Here is a 17,215-nt window from a genome sequence, read left to right on the forward strand (position 1 = left end):
CGGCCTCGCCGGTCGGCAGGACCCAGGTCACGCCAGGTAGGACACGGTGGTCATCATTCCGGCTTCCTGGTGATAGGCGTTGTGGCAGTGCAACGCCCATTGACCGGGGTTGTCGGTGTCGAATTCGATCTCGACGGTGCGCATGGGCCCGATGGTGACGGTGTCCTTGCGCAGTCCGGTATCGGTGAGCGCGAAGGTGTGTCCGTGCAGGTGCATGGGGTGGAACATGTCCGACATGTTGCGCATCCGCATGCGCACCCGTTGCCCTTCGTTGACGGTCAGCGGTGCACTGTCGGGGTGGGCGCGACCGTTGAGGGTCCAGCGGTACGGCGACATGGTGCCGCCCATGTCCACGCTGTGGTACAGATCGTGATCACGTTCGGTCAGCCGCACGTACTCCCGTGGCGCAAGGTCGGTGCCGAGCAGTACCCGCCGATCGAGCTCGTCGGGACGGGGTTGTGGTGGCAGCTCGCCAGAGGCGGTGCGCACCACGGCCTGCCCGTGCCCGGTCTTGCCCTCGGCCTGAGCGAACAGCGGGAACACCCCGTCGTCGAGGGTGACGAGTACGTCGACACGCTCACCCATGCCGATGAGCACTGCGTCGGTGTCCTGCGGTACGACCGGGAAACCGTCGGTGTGGGTGACCGTCATCCGGTGTCCACCCAACGCGACCCGGAAGGCGGTGTCGGCGGCGGCGTTGACGAACCGGATCCGTGCTCGTTGTCCGGGTGCGGCGGTCCAGACCATCGGATCTTCGGGCACGCGCCCGCCGAGCAGGAAGTGAGGATAGCGCACGTCCCCGGCGCCCCCGAGCAGCGGGGAGAGCATCGTTTCCCCACCCATGTCCATATCCGTGGCGTCGTGGTCCATCGTGCCCATCGCGGCGCCGTCACCGTTTCCTGCTCCGCTGCCGATGCCGAGCTCGCGGGCCACCTGGTCGGGGGTGCGGCCGGTGCCGTCGAGCCAGTCGTCGAGCACCACGATCCATTCGTGGTCGTAGTCGCCCGGCTCGGCCGGATCATCGATGATCAGCGCACCGTAGAGCCCGCGGTCGAGTTGCAGACCCGAATGCGAGTGATAGAAGTACGTGCCCGCATGAGGGACGGTGAACTCGTAGACGAATCGGTCTGCGGTGGCGATCGGGTCCTGGGTCAGCCCGGGAACACCGTCCATGTCGTTGCTCAACGCCAGCCCGTGCCAGTGCACACTCGTCTCCGCTGGTAGCTGGTTGTCGACCTCCACCCGCAGGAGATCCCCGGCTCGGGCACGGATCAGCGGTCCCGGCACCTGATCGTCATAGGCCCAGGTGGACACGATGCGTCCCCCGAGGTCCACCTCGACCGGACGCGGCGTCAACCGGGCCGAGACCACCTGCTGGCCCGGGACACGTCGCTGCTGCTCGAGACGACGCACCACCGGTGACGTGGCGGCCACCGGCACGCCGGTCGCCGCCCCCGCCCCGGAACAGGCCGCCAGGACTCCGGCACCGGTCAGCATCGAGCCGATCAGGAAGGCTCGGCGGGTCAATCTACCCACGGACCTGCCCTCGCCGATCAGCAATCGCAGCGAGGTTGCCGGTCTGCGTCAATACCTGCCGCCGGGCGACGAACTCATCGGAGTCGATGTCGCCTCGGGCGAACCGCTCTTCGAGCATCCGCAGCGGATCACCCTCATGCTCGATGCCAGCAGGACCGCTCGTACGGTCGGCGCGGAACATGACGGCCACCAGATAGATCACCACCGTCCAGAACGCGAGCATGCACACGGCCATGACGGTCCATCCCGCCCAACCGATGTCACCGACCCAGCCCATCATGATCGTCTCCATCCCTCGGTTTCGTAGCTTCAGCATCGGGTTCCCACCCCACAGGTTCGATGGAGGTCGTATGAAGATTTGCTCAAGAAACTCCCTGTCGCGTCGCCGCGATACCGGCACCGCGACGGTGCTGGCGATGATGGACCCCATGACCTCCTCTGCTCGACCACCCGCACCCGGCAGCGACCCGGCGACGCCGGCGCGTCCCTCCACCGGCTTGCGGGCGATGGTCGTCGAGGACGAACCGTCACTGGCGGATCTGGTGGGCTCCTATCTCGAGCGGGACGGTTTCGAGGTCGCGGTCACCGGCGACGGCGCCGAGGCCGTTCCCCTCGCCCGGCAGGTCGATCCCGATGTGGTGGTCCTCGACCTCGGACTGCCGGGCCTGGACGGGGTGGAGGTGTGCCGGCAACTGCGGACCTTCTCCGACGCCTACGTCGTGATGCTCACCGCCCGCACCGAGGAGATCGACACCCTGATCGGGCTGTCCGTCGGCGCCGACGACTACATGACCAAACCGTTCAGCCCCCGCGAGCTGACAGCGCGCATCCAGGCCATGCTGCGCCGTCCCCGCACCACCATCGCCGCGACCGTTGCGCAGCCACACCGCTTCGGGGACCTGGCCCTCGACGTCGACGGCCGCGAGGCCACCGTCGCCGGGCGGCCGATCGCCCTGACCCGCACCGAATTCGACATCCTTGCCGCCCTGGCACGCGATCCCGGAGTGGTGCTCACCCGCACCCAGCTGATCGAAGCGGTATGGGGGCCGAGCTGGGTCGGTGACGAACACCTGGTCGACGTGCACATCGGGCACCTGCGCCGCAAACTCGGCGACGACGCCACCCGCGGCCGCTACGTGCGCACCATCCGCGGTGTCGGCTACCGAATGGGCACCGGATCATGACCGCCCGATCGTCCACACCAGGCGGGTCCCTGCGCCGCACCATCAACACCGCGAGTTTCGGCACCCGACTGTTCCTCGCCCTGACCGTGGTGGTGCTCGGCTGCGCCGTCAGCGCCTGGATCGTGGCCTCGGCGCTCGCACCCGGCATCTTCCACGATCACCTCGGTCAAGCCGGCATCGACCACAACTCCAACCAGGCCCATCACGTCGAAGAGGCCTTCACCTGGGCGATCATCCTCGCCTGGGGACTGGCCATCGCCATCGCGGTGCTGCTGTCCCTGGCGGTGAGCTGGTACATCGCCCGGCGCGTTCAACGGTCGCTGACGGCGGTGACCACCTCCACCGCCCAGATCGCCGCCGGCCGCTACGACACCCGCATGCACAGCCCCGGACTTGGCCGCGAATTCGACGATCTCACCGTCACCGTCAACGAAGTCGCCCGCCGCCTCGAAGCCACCGAAACCACCCGGCGCCGGATGCTCGCCGACCTCGGTCACGAGATGCGCACCCCGATCGCCACTTTCGACTCCTACCTCGAAGCCCTCGAAGACGGCGTCCGCAGCCTGGACGAGGACACTCTGCAAATCCTGCGTGCCGCCACCCAACGCCTCGACCGCCTCGCCCAGGACATCACCGCCGTCTCCCGCGCCGAGGAACATCTCACCCGCATCATCCCGGTCCCCACCGACACCGCAACCCTGATCACCGCAGCCGCCGAGGCGGTCCGCACGCGCTACGACGACAAGAGCGTCACCCTCGAGACCTGCATCGAGCACTCCGTGCCGGTCACTGTCGACCCGGACCGGTTCGGGCAGGTCCTGGGCAACCTGCTCGACAACGCGCTGCGCCACACCCCCGACGGGGGCACCGTCACCATCACCTGCCGGCAGACCGACCCCACCTACGCCGAGATCGTGGTCGCCGACACCGGAGAAGGTATCGCCGCCGAACACCTCGATCACCTCTTCGACCGCTTCTACCGAGCCGATCTCGCCCGCAACCGCCGCCACGGCGGCAGCGGAATCGGCCTGACCATCACCCGCGCACTCGTCGAGGCCCACCAGGGCCGGATCCGCGCCGACAGTGCTGGCCCTGGCCGCGGGGCACGGTTCATCATCGACCTGCCCATCAGCAGCGCACCGCGGATGTAGGGCGCTCACCTCACGAAGTTCCTACTCCGCCAAGCATCGGATTCGGCCACGAATTGACTGCTGCAAAGAACCAGGAGCCACTTCAACTGCCAGAGTCAGGGCGTCCATCCCGGCGCAACGAAGTCTCACCACTGCTCTGGCCCTGTACTCGAAATCATGCTGGTTAGGGATCGTCGAACAGCACACGCCGTCAACCCCACCGCTCATGGGCAGATTGATGGCTGACCTTCGCGGCTCCTCCAATGTCGGACCACGATGCGCCGGATGCTTTGCGAGGGCGTTCGCGATCGAGTCGCTCAACGTCCGGTACCGGCGGACGAACCAGGCTCGTGGGCGTTTCCCAACGAGCAGCCGCGCTCGCGTGCCTGTATCTGCCACTCGTGCTCTGGACCCGACCGGCAAAGGACGCGCACGATGGACATCACGGTGGAAGGAGCCTTGAACGCTTTCGCGATCGCCTTCGAAGGACGAATCACCCTGAACACCAACTAATCCGATGTGTCAGAAACGAATCCACCGATTACCTGATAGTCCATCAGGGAACCCTGACACCTTCGGAGTGGAATCGGGTCTCAGCAACGGGGCTGCTCATATTCCCCTAGAAGACGAGGGGCACCCATATGTGAAGGTTCCGGTCGAAGGCTGAACTCTCCGTTTCAGCGGAACGCGGGAACGCTTCGGTGCTTCACCGTCTACGCGGGGACGGAAGTAGGGTTCATTTTTTTTGTTCGACAGTGCAACGTTCGAGTAGGGCCGCCAACTTTCCGGAGTCGATGCGGTCGTTGTCGTCGGCGATTCCTGTGGAAACGAGAATATGGTCAACAAGGCCTATGAATGACTCGACGTTGTCCGGCGTGACACCGCTGGCCAAGGCGAGCGGATGGTTGTGGAGTCCCTGGCGAAGGGCCTCAAGTTTGTGGGTGTCGGCGGCTAGTCCTGTGCCGGGTCCGGAGGTGGTGGGGATATCGACGTGGCGGCGTGCGAGTTCGCCCAGGCGGGGAAGATCGGATTCTGAGACGGGGGTTTGGTATTTGAAGGCGATGCCGCCGAAGTGCAGTCCGGTCCATCCGGTTCGTTCTCGTGCTGAGTGGAGTGAACGGAACTCGTGGTCGTCGCCGTCGAGGGAGACGCCGGCGTTGTCGGTCCAGATGGCGTCGAGAGGAATACCGCCAGGAAAGTGCGGTGCGAGGATGTTCAGTGCCTCAGTTGCGCTGCGGCGAATGACGTTTGCGCCCAGGAAGATGTCGGGTTGCTTCAGGCGGACGTGATCGATGCATCGGGCCAGGCGGATGTCATCTGCGTCGTGATCGATGAGAAAGACTCCGGAAATGGGATGTCGACGAGCGACCTCGACTTGTTCGGACACCTGGTCGAGATCGTGGACGTGGATCACGGGATATATGCGCATCGCGATGCTCCTGCTGGTTGCGTTGGAGGTGTCAGGGTCGTACGCGTGTCACCGTGGATGGGGCAAGGCCCCACTCCGAACGTCCGAGTCGGCTCGGCGGTGCGACCTTGGAAAAGTCGGGAAGTCCGTCCTTGGCCAGTACGGCGCTAGCGACAACGACGTTGACGACGCGTCCGAAGATCAATGAGCAGTTTCCCATCTCCACGATCGTGTGCTTGACGCATTCGAACGCGATCGGCGCTTCGGCAACTCGAGGGACAGCCAGGACGTCGCTGTCGTGGGGGTTCATTCCCGCCTGGGTGAACTCATCGATCTCGTATGGAAAGGATTCGGAGGTGGCGTTGATGGGGTCGATGAGTGTTTCGGTCCCGATGTTCACAACGAATTCACCGGTTTCGGTGATGTTGCGCCAGCTGTCCTTGTGACCGACCGAGTTGAACTGCACGATCGGAGGCTTGGTGGAGGCAACGGTGAAGAAGCTGTACGGAGCGAGATTCAAGATCCCGGCGCTCGAGCGCGTCGACACCCAGGCGATGGGGCGCGGCACCACCGAGGCAGCCAGGACGTGATAGAAGTCCGCAGCACGCATCACGGCCGGATCGAAGCGAGTATATGGGTCGGCGGTCGGGTCGATCGAGTACATGGGGGAGCGGCCTTGGGTCAACAGCACGCCCCGGCGGTAAGGATGTCCAGGCGTTTGGCCAGGTTCTTGTCCAGATGGGCAACGGTGCTGATCAGGTGGGTTCGCAAGGCTTGGCGGGCCTGCTCGGGCCGGTGCGCAACGCACGCTGCGAGCATGCGTTCGTGTTCTTCGCGGCGGAGGGTGAGTTGGTCACCATCCTGTTCGCTGGTGACACGGTAGCGTTCGCTGTTGAGCCAGGTCGGGTCGATGGAGCGGAGCATCCATACCGAGCCGGCGGCGCGGTAGATGGCGTAGTGGAAGTCCTTGTGTGCGATGCGAGCCTCGATGATGTCGCCGTCTTCGAGTGCGATGCGCTGCCGTTCCAATGCCTCGCGGGCCGCCGCTTCGTCGTCTGCGTCGAAATTTTCGGCGGCGCGGCTGCAGAGGATGCCTTCGAGCGTGATGCGGGTCCGGTAGGTGTCGATGAGGTCGTCCGTCGATATTTCTCGGACCCGCGCCCCCTTGTGGGGGGTCATCTCGATCACGCCGATGGCCTCGAGCTGGCGGAGTGCCTCGCGGATGGGCATCATGCTCATCCCGAAGGTGGTCGACAGCTCTTGCAGCCGGAGTGGAGCGCCCGGCGGGATATCACCGTTGCAGATGGACTCGAGAATGGCGTTGTACGCCTGTTCGAGTGTTGTCGAGCGCTTGGGTTTCTTCACTCCGGCTGCGGTCATATCAGTAGCTCCCGTTCAACAGTTCGCCTGCACGGGGAACGTACCGCTTCAGGCCGAGTTCTTTCAGCAGCTGGTAGGTGGTGGCGACGGCTGCAGACAGCACAGGCTTGCCGATTCGGTCCTGAACGACCTGGACGGCTGCCAGCGACGGCATCTGCACGCACGCGGACAGCACGACTACATCGGCCTGACTGTGGTCGAGTCGTTCGACGATGTCCACCAGCGCCATCGGGTCCCGGGAGCCGACCTCGAGGTTGTCGGGAATTTCGAGGGCGATGAAGTCGGTGACCTCGAAGCCCTCACCGGAGATGTAGTCGACGACCTGCTCGGTCAGGGGGCGCATGTACGGTGCGATGAGGGCGACCTTGCGGGCACCGAGTACCTTCAGCCCGTCGACCAGGGCGCCGGCGCTGGTGACCACCGGCGCTTCGGCGTCGTTGTCGACGGTCACCTGGTGCAGGCGCTTCTCCGAGGTGCAGTGGTACCCGGCGCCGCGGGTCATGATCGCTACCAGACAGGCGTAGCCGAGGACATCGACGTGGGCGTCGGACAGCTCCAGGGCGCAGCGATCGGACTCGTCGTCCATCGCTTCGAGCTGAGCCTTGGTCACTTCTTTCATCCGCATACGCGAGGAGTGGAAAGTGAAGCGCTCGGGTTCGACCTCTTCGCGGGCGCGCAGCATCGCGGGGATCTCGGTTTCCATCGTGATGTTGGAGCTCGGGACGATCTGGCCGATGCGGTAGGCGCGGGGGGATGCCGGTGTGGTCATGGTCAGACCGCCTTGACGGGGTTGGCCAGGGTGCCGATCTTTTCGATGGTTGCGGCCACGACATCACCCGGGGTCAGGTACGTCGGCGGGGTCATCGCCGCACCTACGCCCTGAGGGGAGCCGGTGGCGATGATATCGCCGGGTTCGAGAGTGACTCCGGAGGTGATATCGGCGATGAGCTGGGGAATCTTGAACAACATGTGCCGAGAGTTTCCGTTCTGGCGCTGCTCACCGTTGACGGTCAGCGACAACTGGAGGGTGTGGGGGTCACCGAGTTCGTCCGCGGTGACGACCATGGGACCGAAGGGCTTGTAGCTGTCCTGTCCCTTGGAGAAGAACCACTGCCCGGAGCGGCGCTGGTCGCGGGCGCTGATGTCGTTGACGATGCTGTAGCCGAAGACGTGGTTCATCGCGTCGTCTTCGGTCACCGACTTGGCGATATCGCCGATGATCACGGCGAGTTCGCATTCCCAGTCCAGCTGTTCGGTCAGCTCGCTGTTGTGCAGGATCGGCTCGTCGGGGCCGATCACCGCGGTGCCCGGTGTGCTGAACAGCACCGGTCGCGTCGGCAGGTTCTCGTCGGTGTCGAGGGATCGGCTCGATTCTTCGACGTGCTCGACGTAGTTCAGTCCGACACCGATGAGCTTGCCGGGACGGAATGGGGCGTGCAGCACCACTTCGTCCAGTGAACGGGTGGCTTCTGCGGGCCAGGACTGGGTGGTGGCGATGGTCTGGGCGACCCGGCGGTGCAGGTCCGGGCCGGCGGCGATGTAGTCGCGCAGGTCGTTGGGAACATCGATCACCGACTGCAGGGCGGGGACAAGATCGAGGACGAGAGCATCGTCGAGGACGACTCCGAGATGACGTTCCCCGTCGGTGCCGAAGCTGAAGTTGACAAAGCGCACGAAATTCTCCTTGTTCGATGAATGTACGGGAAAACCCTTAGGCCGTTTCGGTCTCGCCAGGAACTTCCGTGAAGTGGGGAGGTGGGAAGGTAGGTGCCTGGTGACTGTTGAGGACGACGCTGGACTGCGGTTGCTGGTTGACGCTGAGTTGGAAGATGTCGAACCGGTTGTAGTGGCCGATGATGTCGTGCATCTGTTTGGGTTGGATCGATGCATTGATGTCGATGTCGGCGTACACGATTCCCTCCTCGTCGATGAGGGGCGTGGTTATCAGGCGCCCGTCCGGACCGAAGATGCCACTGAAGGCGCTGTGCGGACGCTCGAGTAGCGCGCGGGCGGCCTCGTTGTGTGCCACGGTATCGACGATCTGATCTGTGATCGCGGCACAGGCGACGATGGTGAAGACCTTGCCTTCGAAGCTGTGTGCAGCAGCGCGGGTCTTGATGGCTTCGACCATGTCGTACTCGGCCGGTGCGACTGGAAGGGCGATGTAGTTGGCGATATGGACCTGCTCTCCTTGTGCCAGGAGACTGAACCGGGCCAAGGTGTTGGTGTTCTCCCCGCATGCCAGTCCACCGAGTCGCCCGATACCGGTGTCGTAGACGCGCAGTGAGCTGCCGTCTCCGCCGGCCCAGGTCAGCTTCTCGGCCCAGGTCGGCACCAGCTTGCGGTGGACGCCCAGTAGTTCACCCGTATTGCTGATGAACAGGACCGAGTTGTACAGCGTGCCCAAGGAGTACGGATCTCGTTCGTTTACTCCGATGACGACGTGGGCATCGGCTGCGCGAGCAGCAGCGCACAAGGCCGCGACTTCGGGCCCGGGGATGTCGATGGCTGCGTGAAATAGCTTTTCGAACCAGGGGCCCCCTTCAACGGGCGTCATGGTCCAGTTCCAGTAGGGGTACGCCGAGACGAACACCTCGGGAAAAGCGATCAGCTCAGCACCGTGTGCGCTCGCCTCTGCGATCAGACGGCATGCCTTGTCCACCGTGGCGGGCGTGTCGAGGAACTCCGGAGCCGCCTGCACTGCGGCGGCTCGAAACTTCGGGTATGCGGTCATCTCCGGTGTCCTTCGTTGCTGAACGTGTAGACCATCATGCCTAGGATTTGATCAAATTATACGTCTACTCGCAAGAGGTGCCTCGATCGAGAGTTGAGCGTTCAGAGGTTTGAGCAGGTAATTCACCACCTATTCGAAGAGTGCCTCTTGCCTAGTCATGTTTCCGTCATGAAAAAATTCGTTGTCAGGTCTCGCATTTGATCAAATTAGGGTCTACCGTTCCCTCACAACGCGTTTGTTCCCCCGCAGTGATGCAGGAAGGAGTTGCTGATATGAGGGAAGACATCCTCGGCCGGTCCCGCGTGGAGGACACCGACGAGTTGGTGCAGTTCTACCGCCGGCTCGAGACGATGGGCGCCGGAGCGTTGTGGACGGTGGCCAACGACATCGAGCCGTGGTATCCACAACCGAAATCGGTGCCGATGCTGTGGCGCTATGAGCAGCTGCGACCGTCGGTGCTCGAATCGGCCTCGTTGGTCTCCGGTGACGATGCCGGCCGACGGGTGGTGATGCTGGTCAACGACGGCCGCAAGGACCTCAGTGCGGCCGTGGGTCTGCTCTACACCGGACTGCAGATCATGAACCCGGGCGAGTCGATGACCGCACACCGACACGCAGCCTCCGCGCTGCGGTTCGTCATCGAAGGTGAAGGAGCGTGGACGATCGTCGACGGCGACCGACTCGAGGCCGGAGCGCGGGATTTCCTGATCACCCCGAGTGGCACCTGGCACGAACACGGCAACGATTCGGCCAGCTCCCCGGTGATCTGGCAGGACGGACTCGACATCCCCCTGGTCAACACACTCGACGCGAACTTCTACGCCGTGCATCCGGAGCTGCATCAGCAACCCGGAAAAGTCGTCAACACCTCGCTGCGCGAGTACGGGTCCGGGATCCTCACCCCCGCCGACCGCGGATGGAACAAGCGTTACTCCCCGCTGCTGGCCTACCCGTGGGAACGCACCTACGAGGCGTTGCTCGCCCGCGCGGAGGTCTCCGACGGATCACCGTACGACGGCATCATCATGGAGTACGTCAACCCGCTCACCGGCGGTTCGGTCATGCCGACGATGGGCGCGCACATGCAGCTGCTGCGTCCCGGTCAGGCCACGCTCGCGCATCGGCACACCGGGTCGGTGATCTACCACGTGGCCAAGGGCCGCGGTCATTCCATCATCGGCGGGCAGCGGTTCGACTGGCAGGAAAACGACATCTTCTGCGTGCCCTCGTGGGCCTGGCACGAACACGCCAACGACGACGACCGCAACGATGCGTGCCTGTTCTCGTTCAACGACTTCCCCGTCATGCACGCACTCGACCTCTACCAAGAAGCCGCCTACACCGACAACCACGGACACCAAACCACTTGACCGCCACCTCGGTCACCTCGAGGGGCTCCCAACTGCGAAGGTGATCGCACCATCGAGCCCGACCCCACAAGCCCCCTCCCACATCCCCTCCGATTCCCGAACATATTCCGCACGGGACGTGAGACGTTCGAAGGACCTGATCGATGACAACTGACACCGGCAATCCCGGATCCAATCCCTCACCACCGGCGACTCCGATCAAACGGGTTGCAACGGCCAGCTTGATCGGCAGCGCCCTCGAGTGGTACGACTTCTTCTTGTACGGCACCGCCGCCGCACTGGTTTTCGGCCCATTGTTCTTCACCGGCGATGATTCGCTGACCGGTACGCTGGCGGCTTTCGGCACCTTCGCCATCGGCTTCGTCGCCCGACCCATCGGTGGGGTTGTCTTCGGTCACTTCGGTGACCGACTCGGCCGGAAGTCGATGCTCGTGATCACCTTGATGATGATGGGCGTATGTACCGCCCTGATCGGTCTGCTTCCCACCTATCAGCAAATCGGCTTCTGGGCCCCGGTCCTGCTGGTTGTGCTTCGCATCATCCAGGGCATCGCAGTCGGCGGTGAATGGGGCGGTGCTGTGCTGCTGATCAGTGAGAATGCTCAGCCCCATCGCCGAGGCTTCTTCTCCGCCTTCAGCCAGGTCGGCGTCACCATCGGTTTCATCTTGTCATCGTCGGTCTTCGCCCTGGTCACTCTCCTTCCGGACGACCAGTTTCTGACATGGGGTTGGCGCATCCCCTTCCTGCTGGGTCTGGTTCTCATGCTCGCCGGTTTGATCATCCGCATGAAGATCACCGAAACCCCTGTCTTCCAAGAACTGCAGACCGAAGGCAAGGTCGAGCGTTACCCCGCACTCGAGGCGATTCGCACGCAACGGCGTTCCATCCTGCTCACGGTCGGTGCGCGGATGGCCGAGAACGGCGGCTCCTACATCTTTCTGGTCTTCTCCCTGGCGTACGGCAGTCATCTGGGTATCAGCAGCGATGTCATCCTGCCGGCCATCATTGCGGCCAACGTCGTGCAGACCTTCACCATGGTCGGCTTCGGCAGACTGTCCGACCGTGTGGGTCGCCGACCGGTCTATCTCTTCGGTGCGATCGGCGTCGTCGTGTGGGCAGTGCCGTTCTTCCTGCTGATGAACACGGGAACACCGGCAATGATCTGGATCGCCATTATCGTCGCCGTGGGTCTGTGCCATAGCGCCATGATCGGCACCCAACCGAGTTTCTTCAGCGAGTTGTTCACCGGCAAGGTCCGCTACAGCGGTCTGTCGATCGGTCATGAAGTCGCGGCGATCTTCGCCGGTGGCGTCGCCCCACTCATCGCTACGGCCCTGCTCGCCTGGGCCGGGCACTTCTGGCCGATCGCCATCTACCTGGCGATTCTCGGTCTGATCAGCACCATCGCGGTCTACTGCGCTCCCGAGCCCGCAAGCCGGTTCCAGACCTCGACGCCGGGCTCGGGTCGCGATCACAACTCAGCGAACACAGGACGCATCGGAGAGTCGGTATGAGCGCCGCCAACACTGCTGTCCTCATCGGCGCTGCAGAAGAGCCCTACACTCGGCATCCCGCCGGCGCTACGACTACACAATCGATGCTTGCTGCCGCCATCCGCAGTGCTGTCGCCGACGCGGGTTTGACGATTGCGGATATCGATGGCCTGGCGGTATCGAGCTTCACCCTCAAACCCGACCATGCTGTCGATCTGGCCGTGAAGTGTGGTTTGAGTCTGCGCTGGATCATGGAAGACACCAACGGCGGCGCCAGCGGGGTCAACATGCTCCAACACGCGGTACGCGCAGTCGAAGCCGGCGACGCCAACACAATTGTCATCGCCGCTGGTGACCGTATGACTCATGACGACTTCCGGATCCTGGTCTCCGAATACAACGGCATTACTCGAGACCACGTCACACCTGCCGGTATGTCGGGTCCCAACGCAATGTTCGCTCTGCTGACCCAGCGCCACATGAAAAAGTACGAACTGGCGGAAACCGACTACGGCGCCATCGCTGTGGCCCAGCGGCAATGGGCATCGCTGAATCCCCGTGCGGTCTACCGCACGCCCATGACACTCGACGATTACCTCGCCGCCCCGATGGTGGCCGCACCGCTGCGGCGTTTCGACTGCGTTCCCCCCGTCAGCGGTGCTGATGCTGTCGTCGTCACCCGAGCGGACCTGGCTGCCGACCGACATACTGTCCGAGTTCGCGCCATCGGCGGGAGTATCAACTGGGACAACCACACCGGTGACGGATTACAGACAGGATTGACAGATATCGCACCCGGTCTGTGGGAGCGCAGCGGCGTGGACCCGACCGATATCGACCTCGTCAACGTCTACGACGACTACCCCGTGATGGTGCTCATCCAACTCGCCGACCTCGGGCTCGTGCCTGATGACGACTTCGGCAAAGCGGTACATCGCATGCTCCACCACCGATGGCCCGTCAACACCTCGGGCGGGCAATTGTCCGCAGGCCAGGCAGGGTCGGCAGGGGGACTGCACGGGCTCGTTGAAGCGACTACGCAGTTGCTCGGGCACGCCGGGAAGCGGCAAGTCGAAGCACGCCTGGCGGCAGTGACCGGATACGGCATGGTCACCTACCGCTATGGTGCGTGCGCCAACATGACGATTCTGGAGGCGATGTGACTACCGGAATCCAGATGCAGCGCTGCACCCGATGCGCCACCGTCGCCTTTCCGTTCCGGCTCCTGTGCCCTCACTGCCATGGTCACGAATTCGAGAACGTCATGGCACGGCAGGGCACCGTCGAAGAATGGACCGCCCAACACACCGAACCACCTACTCGCTTCGCCTCCGTCCGCTGCGACCTCGGCCCCATCGTCGTCGCGGCCGTCCACGGTCCGCCCATCACACCGGGAACGACGATCGAGCTGACCTCGATACCTCCGACAGCGCCGGACAACCCGATCGGGTACGTACCGACACCCCACGCCCAGGAGAAACGATGACAGTGGAACTAGCTGCACGCGAACGTGCGTCCGCGCCCTTACGTGGACTGCCCATCACCGAATGCACGTTGCCGGCGTTGTTGAACCGACAGGCCGACGCCTTCGGGAGCAAGACATTGCTCGAGATCGACGGCTCGTCCTACACCTACATCCAGGTTCGTGATCGCGCTGCCATGACGGCCGCGGTGTTCGAACAGGCTGGAATCCGGTCCGGAGACCGAGTCGCGACACTGACGGGCAATCGACTCGAACTGCTGGAAACCATCCTGGGAGCTACCTGGATGGGGGCGGTGGCGGTGCCCTTGAACGCAGAACTGCGAGGAGAGCAACTTCTCCATGCGCTGGCCAACTCCGGCGCCCGCATTCTGGTCATCGAACCCGCTCTGCTCGAACGGCTCCAGGAGATCACCCTCCCCTCCACATTGGAGCGAGTGTGGTCCTTGGACAGCCCTTCCGCCGAGCCGGTTTCTGCGCTACGTGTCGAGCGATTCCCCGCACTCTCGGGTGCGAGACCGGCCGCGCCTGTTGCTCCGGGAGACACCGCAGCACTGCTCTATACCTCGGGCACCACCGGTGTGTCCAAGGGAGTGTGTTGCCCTCATGCCCAGTTCTACTGGTGGGGCGTCAATGTCAGTGAGCAGCTCGGTATCACCGAGAAGGATGTCCTTTACACCTGTCTGCCGTTGTTCCACACCAATGCCCTCAATACCTTCGTCCAGGCTCTGGTCTCGGGTGCCACTTTCGTTGTCGGCAGACGATTTTCCGCCAGTCGATTCTGGCAAGAGGTCACCGAATCGGGTGCTACGGTCACCTATCTGCTCGGTGCGATGATCAACATCTTGTGGTCCCGTGAGCCAGGTCCCTTCGACCGCGCCCACCGGGTGCGTATCGCGTTGTCACCGGCCACACCGGCCACCTTGTTCGAACCTTTCCGGCAGCGTTTCGGGTTCGATCTCAGCGACGGGTTCGGATCCACGGAAACGAACGCGACGATCAACTCGGCGCCAGAAGCGCCTCGGGCCGGTTATCTGGGGCGCGTGCAACCCGACTTCGAAGCGATTGTCGTCGACGAATACGACGTGGAAGTTCCGGACGGTACTCCGGGCGAACTGCTGTTGCGATCCCGTGTGCCGTTCGGCTTCGCCACCGGCTACTTCACCATGCCGGACAAGACCGTCGAAGCCTGGCAGAACTTGTGGTTCCATACCGGTGATCGGGTGGTCCGGGAGCCGGACGGATGGTTCAGATTCGTCGATCGTCTCAAGGACGTGATCCGGCGTCGCGGCGAGAACATCTCCTCGTTCGAGGTCGAGCAGGTTCTTTGTCTGCATCCCGGCGTGAGAACCGCCGCGGCGTTTCCGGTGGCATCGGACATGGCCGAGGACGAGGTCATGGTCTCAGTCGTGCCCAAGGAGGGCTACGAACTGCACCCAGCAGACATCGTGGCCCATTGCAGCGACAGGCTGGCCAAGTTCGCTGTGCCCCGCTTCGTCGACATCGTTGCCGAACTGCCCAGGACCGCCAACGGCAAGATACGCAAAGCGGAACTCCGCGAGCGCGGCAGGACCGACACCACATGGGATCGCGAACACATTCACGATCGGTAACACCACTTTCCGTGACGGCAGGGCTGCCGAAGTCTTCGGCTGCCCTGCCGATATTGCGGCCTATCTACGTGGCCACCGATCCGGTGGTGACAGAAAAGACAGTGCACAATGAAGACCCCAGCATCGACCGGGGCGCATCCGTGGCGTCAGTGGCCTCATCGACGTCGTACGCTCCAAGAAATCATTTGTCACGCTGCTGAACACCAGGCGGATGAACCGGTACTGACCGTCGCCGATCGCTCCTATACCGGACGTGACCTCGCCGATGTCGCTGCCCGCTGTGCGCAGTTCTTGCAGCGTCACGGTGTCACACCCGGGGACCGGGTGGTCGTTGCCACCGCCAATCGCCGAGAAATGATCGAACTGTTCCTCGGGTGTGCGTGGAGCGCAGCAGTATTCACTCCTCTCAACCCTGCACTGCGGGGGGAGATGCTGCGCCACCAACTCCGCGCAGCACGCCCTACTGTGGTGGTGTTCGATCGTGTCACCGAGACCAATCTCGCCGAGGCGAGCGATGTATTCGATCACCCGGATCCGGTGTTGGTCCGGATCTCGACAGAGCCGCTGGACGGATATGCCGACGATGAAGTGGATCGACACCACGCTTCGGTAGCGAATGCAGTCGAGTTCCAGCTCGGGGAGACCGGCGCCGAAGCAGTTACGGTAGTGCCGGAGACGACGGCGGCCATCTTGTTCACCTCGGGTACCACGGGACCATCAAAGGGTGTCATCATGCCCCATGGGCAGTTCTTTTGGTGGTCGGTGATCTGCACCGAGCAGTTGCAGTTGACGTCGGCCGACACCTTGTACACCTGCTTGCCGCTATTTCACACCAATGCGCTGACCACGCTGTTGCAGGCGCTGGGCGCCCAGGCACGCGCGGTCATCGGTCCGAAGTTCTCGGTGTCGGCGTTCTGGGACCGCCTGCGTCAGTCCGAGGCCACGGTCACCTTCCTTCTCGGGGCGATGAGCAGCATGCTGTGGAACCGCAAACCCGAGGTGTTCGACAAGGAGAACTCCGCACTGCGTGTGATCCTCGGACCAGGCATCGAACCTGCCATCAAACGCGACTTCGAAGACCACTTCGGAGTCGAAGTGGCCGAGGGCTTCGGCATGACCGAAATCGGAGTGGCGTTCTATACCCCGTTGGGCCAGCACACCGAAGGACTGCTGGGATTTCCCCATCCGGACTACGAGGTCGCTGTCGTCGATGCCGCGGATTGCCCGCTGCCGGACGGGCACGTCGGTGAGCTCGTCATTCGCCCCCGGCAACCTGCTCTGATCTCGGCGGGGGATTTCAACGCCCCCGAGGCCACGACTTCCTCACGTCGCAATCTGTGGTTTCACACCGGTGATCTGGTGAGGAAACAGTCAGATGGTATGTACCGATACGTCGACCGGCTGAAAGACTCGATCCGTCGCCGCGGCGAGAACATCTCCAGCTACGAAGTCGAAGCTGCCTTCCTCGAGCATCCGGAGGTGGCTGCAGCAGCAGCGATCGCAGTACCGAGTGATCTCGGTGAGGACGAAGTGATGGTCTGCTTGCAGATGACCGACGGTAGTACCACCGAGATCGAAAAACTGATGGCATTCGCGGAACCTCATCTGCCGGCCTTTGCGCTGCCCCGCTATGTGCGTATAGTCGCCGCCTTACCGCTGACTGCCAACGGCAAGGTGTCCAAGGCAGTTCTTCGGAACGAGGGTGTCACCGACGACACGTGGGAAAAGCTGTAGCCGTACCACGGGTTCAGCTCCGAGACGAGTTGCGTTCAGTCACTCTGAAGCAGGCGAGGTTCTCGTCCTGGACAGATGCAGTGCCCCGCCAAGGATGAGCTTGGCGGGGCACTGCATCTGTCTAGGGTCCGGTGTCGTTGTCCTCGTCTATCG

At 63.4% G+C, this 17,215-nt stretch carries 16 protein-coding genes and 1 pseudogene; 9 read left to right on the top strand and 8 right to left on the bottom strand.

The window, feature by feature from the left end; translation table 11 throughout:
• Positions 1-27: 27 nt before the first annotated feature.
• The gene (locus IM25_RS18265; RefSeq protein ID WP_033098382.1) at positions 28-1,536 is read right to left on the bottom strand and encodes a multicopper oxidase family protein; all 1,509 of its coding nucleotides are present in this window, start codon (positions 1,534-1,536) and stop codon (positions 28-30) included.
• Complete coding sequence (locus IM25_RS18270) at positions 1,529-1,966, bottom strand: SHOCT domain-containing protein (protein ID WP_225623907.1); 438 nt, start codon at positions 1,964-1,966, stop codon at positions 1,529-1,531. The genes IM25_RS18265 and IM25_RS18270 overlap by 8 nt, the downstream gene beginning before the upstream one ends.
• 76 nt (positions 1,967-2,042) lie before the next feature.
• On the opposite strand from IM25_RS18270, the gene IM25_RS18275 reads away from it, so the two are divergent.
• From IM25_RS18275 to IM25_RS27015, 3 genes and pseudogenes are all read left to right on the top strand, one after another.
• Positions 2,043-2,720, top strand: coding sequence for a response regulator transcription factor (locus IM25_RS18275; RefSeq protein WP_033098383.1), 678 nt, complete (start codon positions 2,043-2,045; stop codon positions 2,718-2,720).
• Positions 2,717-3,871, top strand: a complete 1,155-nt coding sequence (locus IM25_RS18280) for a sensor histidine kinase (RefSeq protein ID WP_052040156.1) — start codon at positions 2,717-2,719, stop codon at positions 3,869-3,871. Before IM25_RS18275 ends, IM25_RS18280 begins: the two co-directional genes overlap by 4 nt.
• Positions 3,872-4,154: 283 nt before the next feature.
• Positions 4,155-4,363: pseudogene (locus tag IM25_RS27015) on the top strand (IS256 family transposase); the annotation flags it as partial.
• Between the two features lie 223 nt (positions 4,364-4,586).
• On the opposite strand, the gene IM25_RS18285 reads toward IM25_RS27015, so the two are convergent.
• Genes IM25_RS18285 through IM25_RS18310 form a run of 6 tightly spaced genes read right to left on the bottom strand, consistent with a single transcriptional unit; the run spans position 4,587 to position 9,372 of the window.
• Positions 4,587-5,279: an adenine phosphoribosyltransferase gene (locus tag IM25_RS18285; protein WP_157126968.1), complete on the bottom strand. Its 693-nt coding sequence runs from the start codon at positions 5,277-5,279 to the stop codon at positions 4,587-4,589.
• Between the two features lie 31 nt (positions 5,280-5,310).
• A complete protein-coding gene (locus IM25_RS18290; protein ID WP_033098385.1) occupies positions 5,311-5,922 on the bottom strand; it encodes a flavin reductase family protein in 612 nt (203 codons plus the stop codon).
• A gap of 17 nt (positions 5,923-5,939) precedes the next feature.
• A complete protein-coding gene (locus IM25_RS18295; protein WP_033098386.1) occupies positions 5,940-6,638 on the bottom strand; it encodes a GntR family transcriptional regulator in 699 nt (232 codons plus the stop codon).
• Between the two features lies 1 nt (position 6,639).
• Positions 6,640-7,407 carry a maleate cis-trans isomerase family protein gene (locus IM25_RS18300; RefSeq protein ID WP_033098387.1) on the bottom strand — a complete coding sequence of 256 codons (768 nt, stop codon included), beginning with the start codon at positions 7,405-7,407 and terminating at the stop codon, positions 6,640-6,642.
• 2 nt (positions 7,408-7,409) lie between these two features.
• Positions 7,410-8,312: a fumarylacetoacetate hydrolase family protein gene (locus IM25_RS18305; protein WP_033098388.1), complete on the bottom strand. Its 903-nt coding sequence runs from the start codon at positions 8,310-8,312 to the stop codon at positions 7,410-7,412.
• A 37-nt stretch (positions 8,313-8,349) separates the two neighbouring features.
• Positions 8,350-9,372, bottom strand: a complete 1,023-nt coding sequence (locus IM25_RS18310; RefSeq protein WP_052040157.1) for a carbon-nitrogen hydrolase family protein — start codon at positions 9,370-9,372, stop codon at positions 8,350-8,352.
• Positions 9,373-9,644: 272 nt separating this feature from the next.
• Here IM25_RS18310 and IM25_RS18315 point away from each other — a divergent pair, with 272 nt between their 5' ends.
• The 6 genes from IM25_RS18315 to IM25_RS18340 all read left to right on the top strand — a co-directional run bounded on the left by IM25_RS18315 (position 9,645) and on the right by IM25_RS18340 (position 17,062).
• Positions 9,645-10,742, top strand: a complete 1,098-nt coding sequence (locus IM25_RS18315; protein WP_065996233.1) for a cupin domain-containing protein — start codon at positions 9,645-9,647, stop codon at positions 10,740-10,742.
• Between the two features lie 143 nt (positions 10,743-10,885).
• Positions 10,886-12,256, top strand: a complete 1,371-nt coding sequence (locus tag IM25_RS18320; protein ID WP_084295042.1) for an MFS transporter — start codon at positions 10,886-10,888, stop codon at positions 12,254-12,256.
• On the top strand, positions 12,253-13,398 hold the full coding sequence (locus IM25_RS18325) for a thiolase family protein (protein WP_052040231.1): 1,146 nt from the start codon (positions 12,253-12,255) through the stop codon (positions 13,396-13,398). The genes IM25_RS18320 and IM25_RS18325 overlap by 4 nt, the downstream gene beginning before the upstream one ends.
• Before the next feature lie 14 nt (positions 13,399-13,412).
• Complete coding sequence (locus tag IM25_RS27665) at positions 13,413-13,721, top strand: zinc ribbon domain-containing protein (RefSeq protein WP_247610358.1); 309 nt, start codon at positions 13,413-13,415, stop codon at positions 13,719-13,721.
• Positions 13,718-15,328, top strand: coding sequence for an ATP-dependent acyl-CoA ligase (locus IM25_RS18335; protein ID WP_033098825.1), 1,611 nt, complete (start codon positions 13,718-13,720; stop codon positions 15,326-15,328). The genes IM25_RS27665 and IM25_RS18335 overlap by 4 nt, the downstream gene beginning before the upstream one ends.
• 108 nt (positions 15,329-15,436) lie before the next feature.
• Positions 15,437-17,062: an AMP-binding protein gene (locus IM25_RS18340; protein ID WP_084295043.1), complete on the top strand. Its 1,626-nt coding sequence runs from the start codon at positions 15,437-15,439 to the stop codon at positions 17,060-17,062.
• The last annotated feature ends 153 nt before the right edge of the window (positions 17,063-17,215 follow it).

The organism is Rhodococcus sp. p52, from assembly GCF_000763325.2.
Lineage (GTDB): Bacteria > Actinomycetota > Actinomycetes > Mycobacteriales > Mycobacteriaceae > Rhodococcus > Rhodococcus pyridinivorans.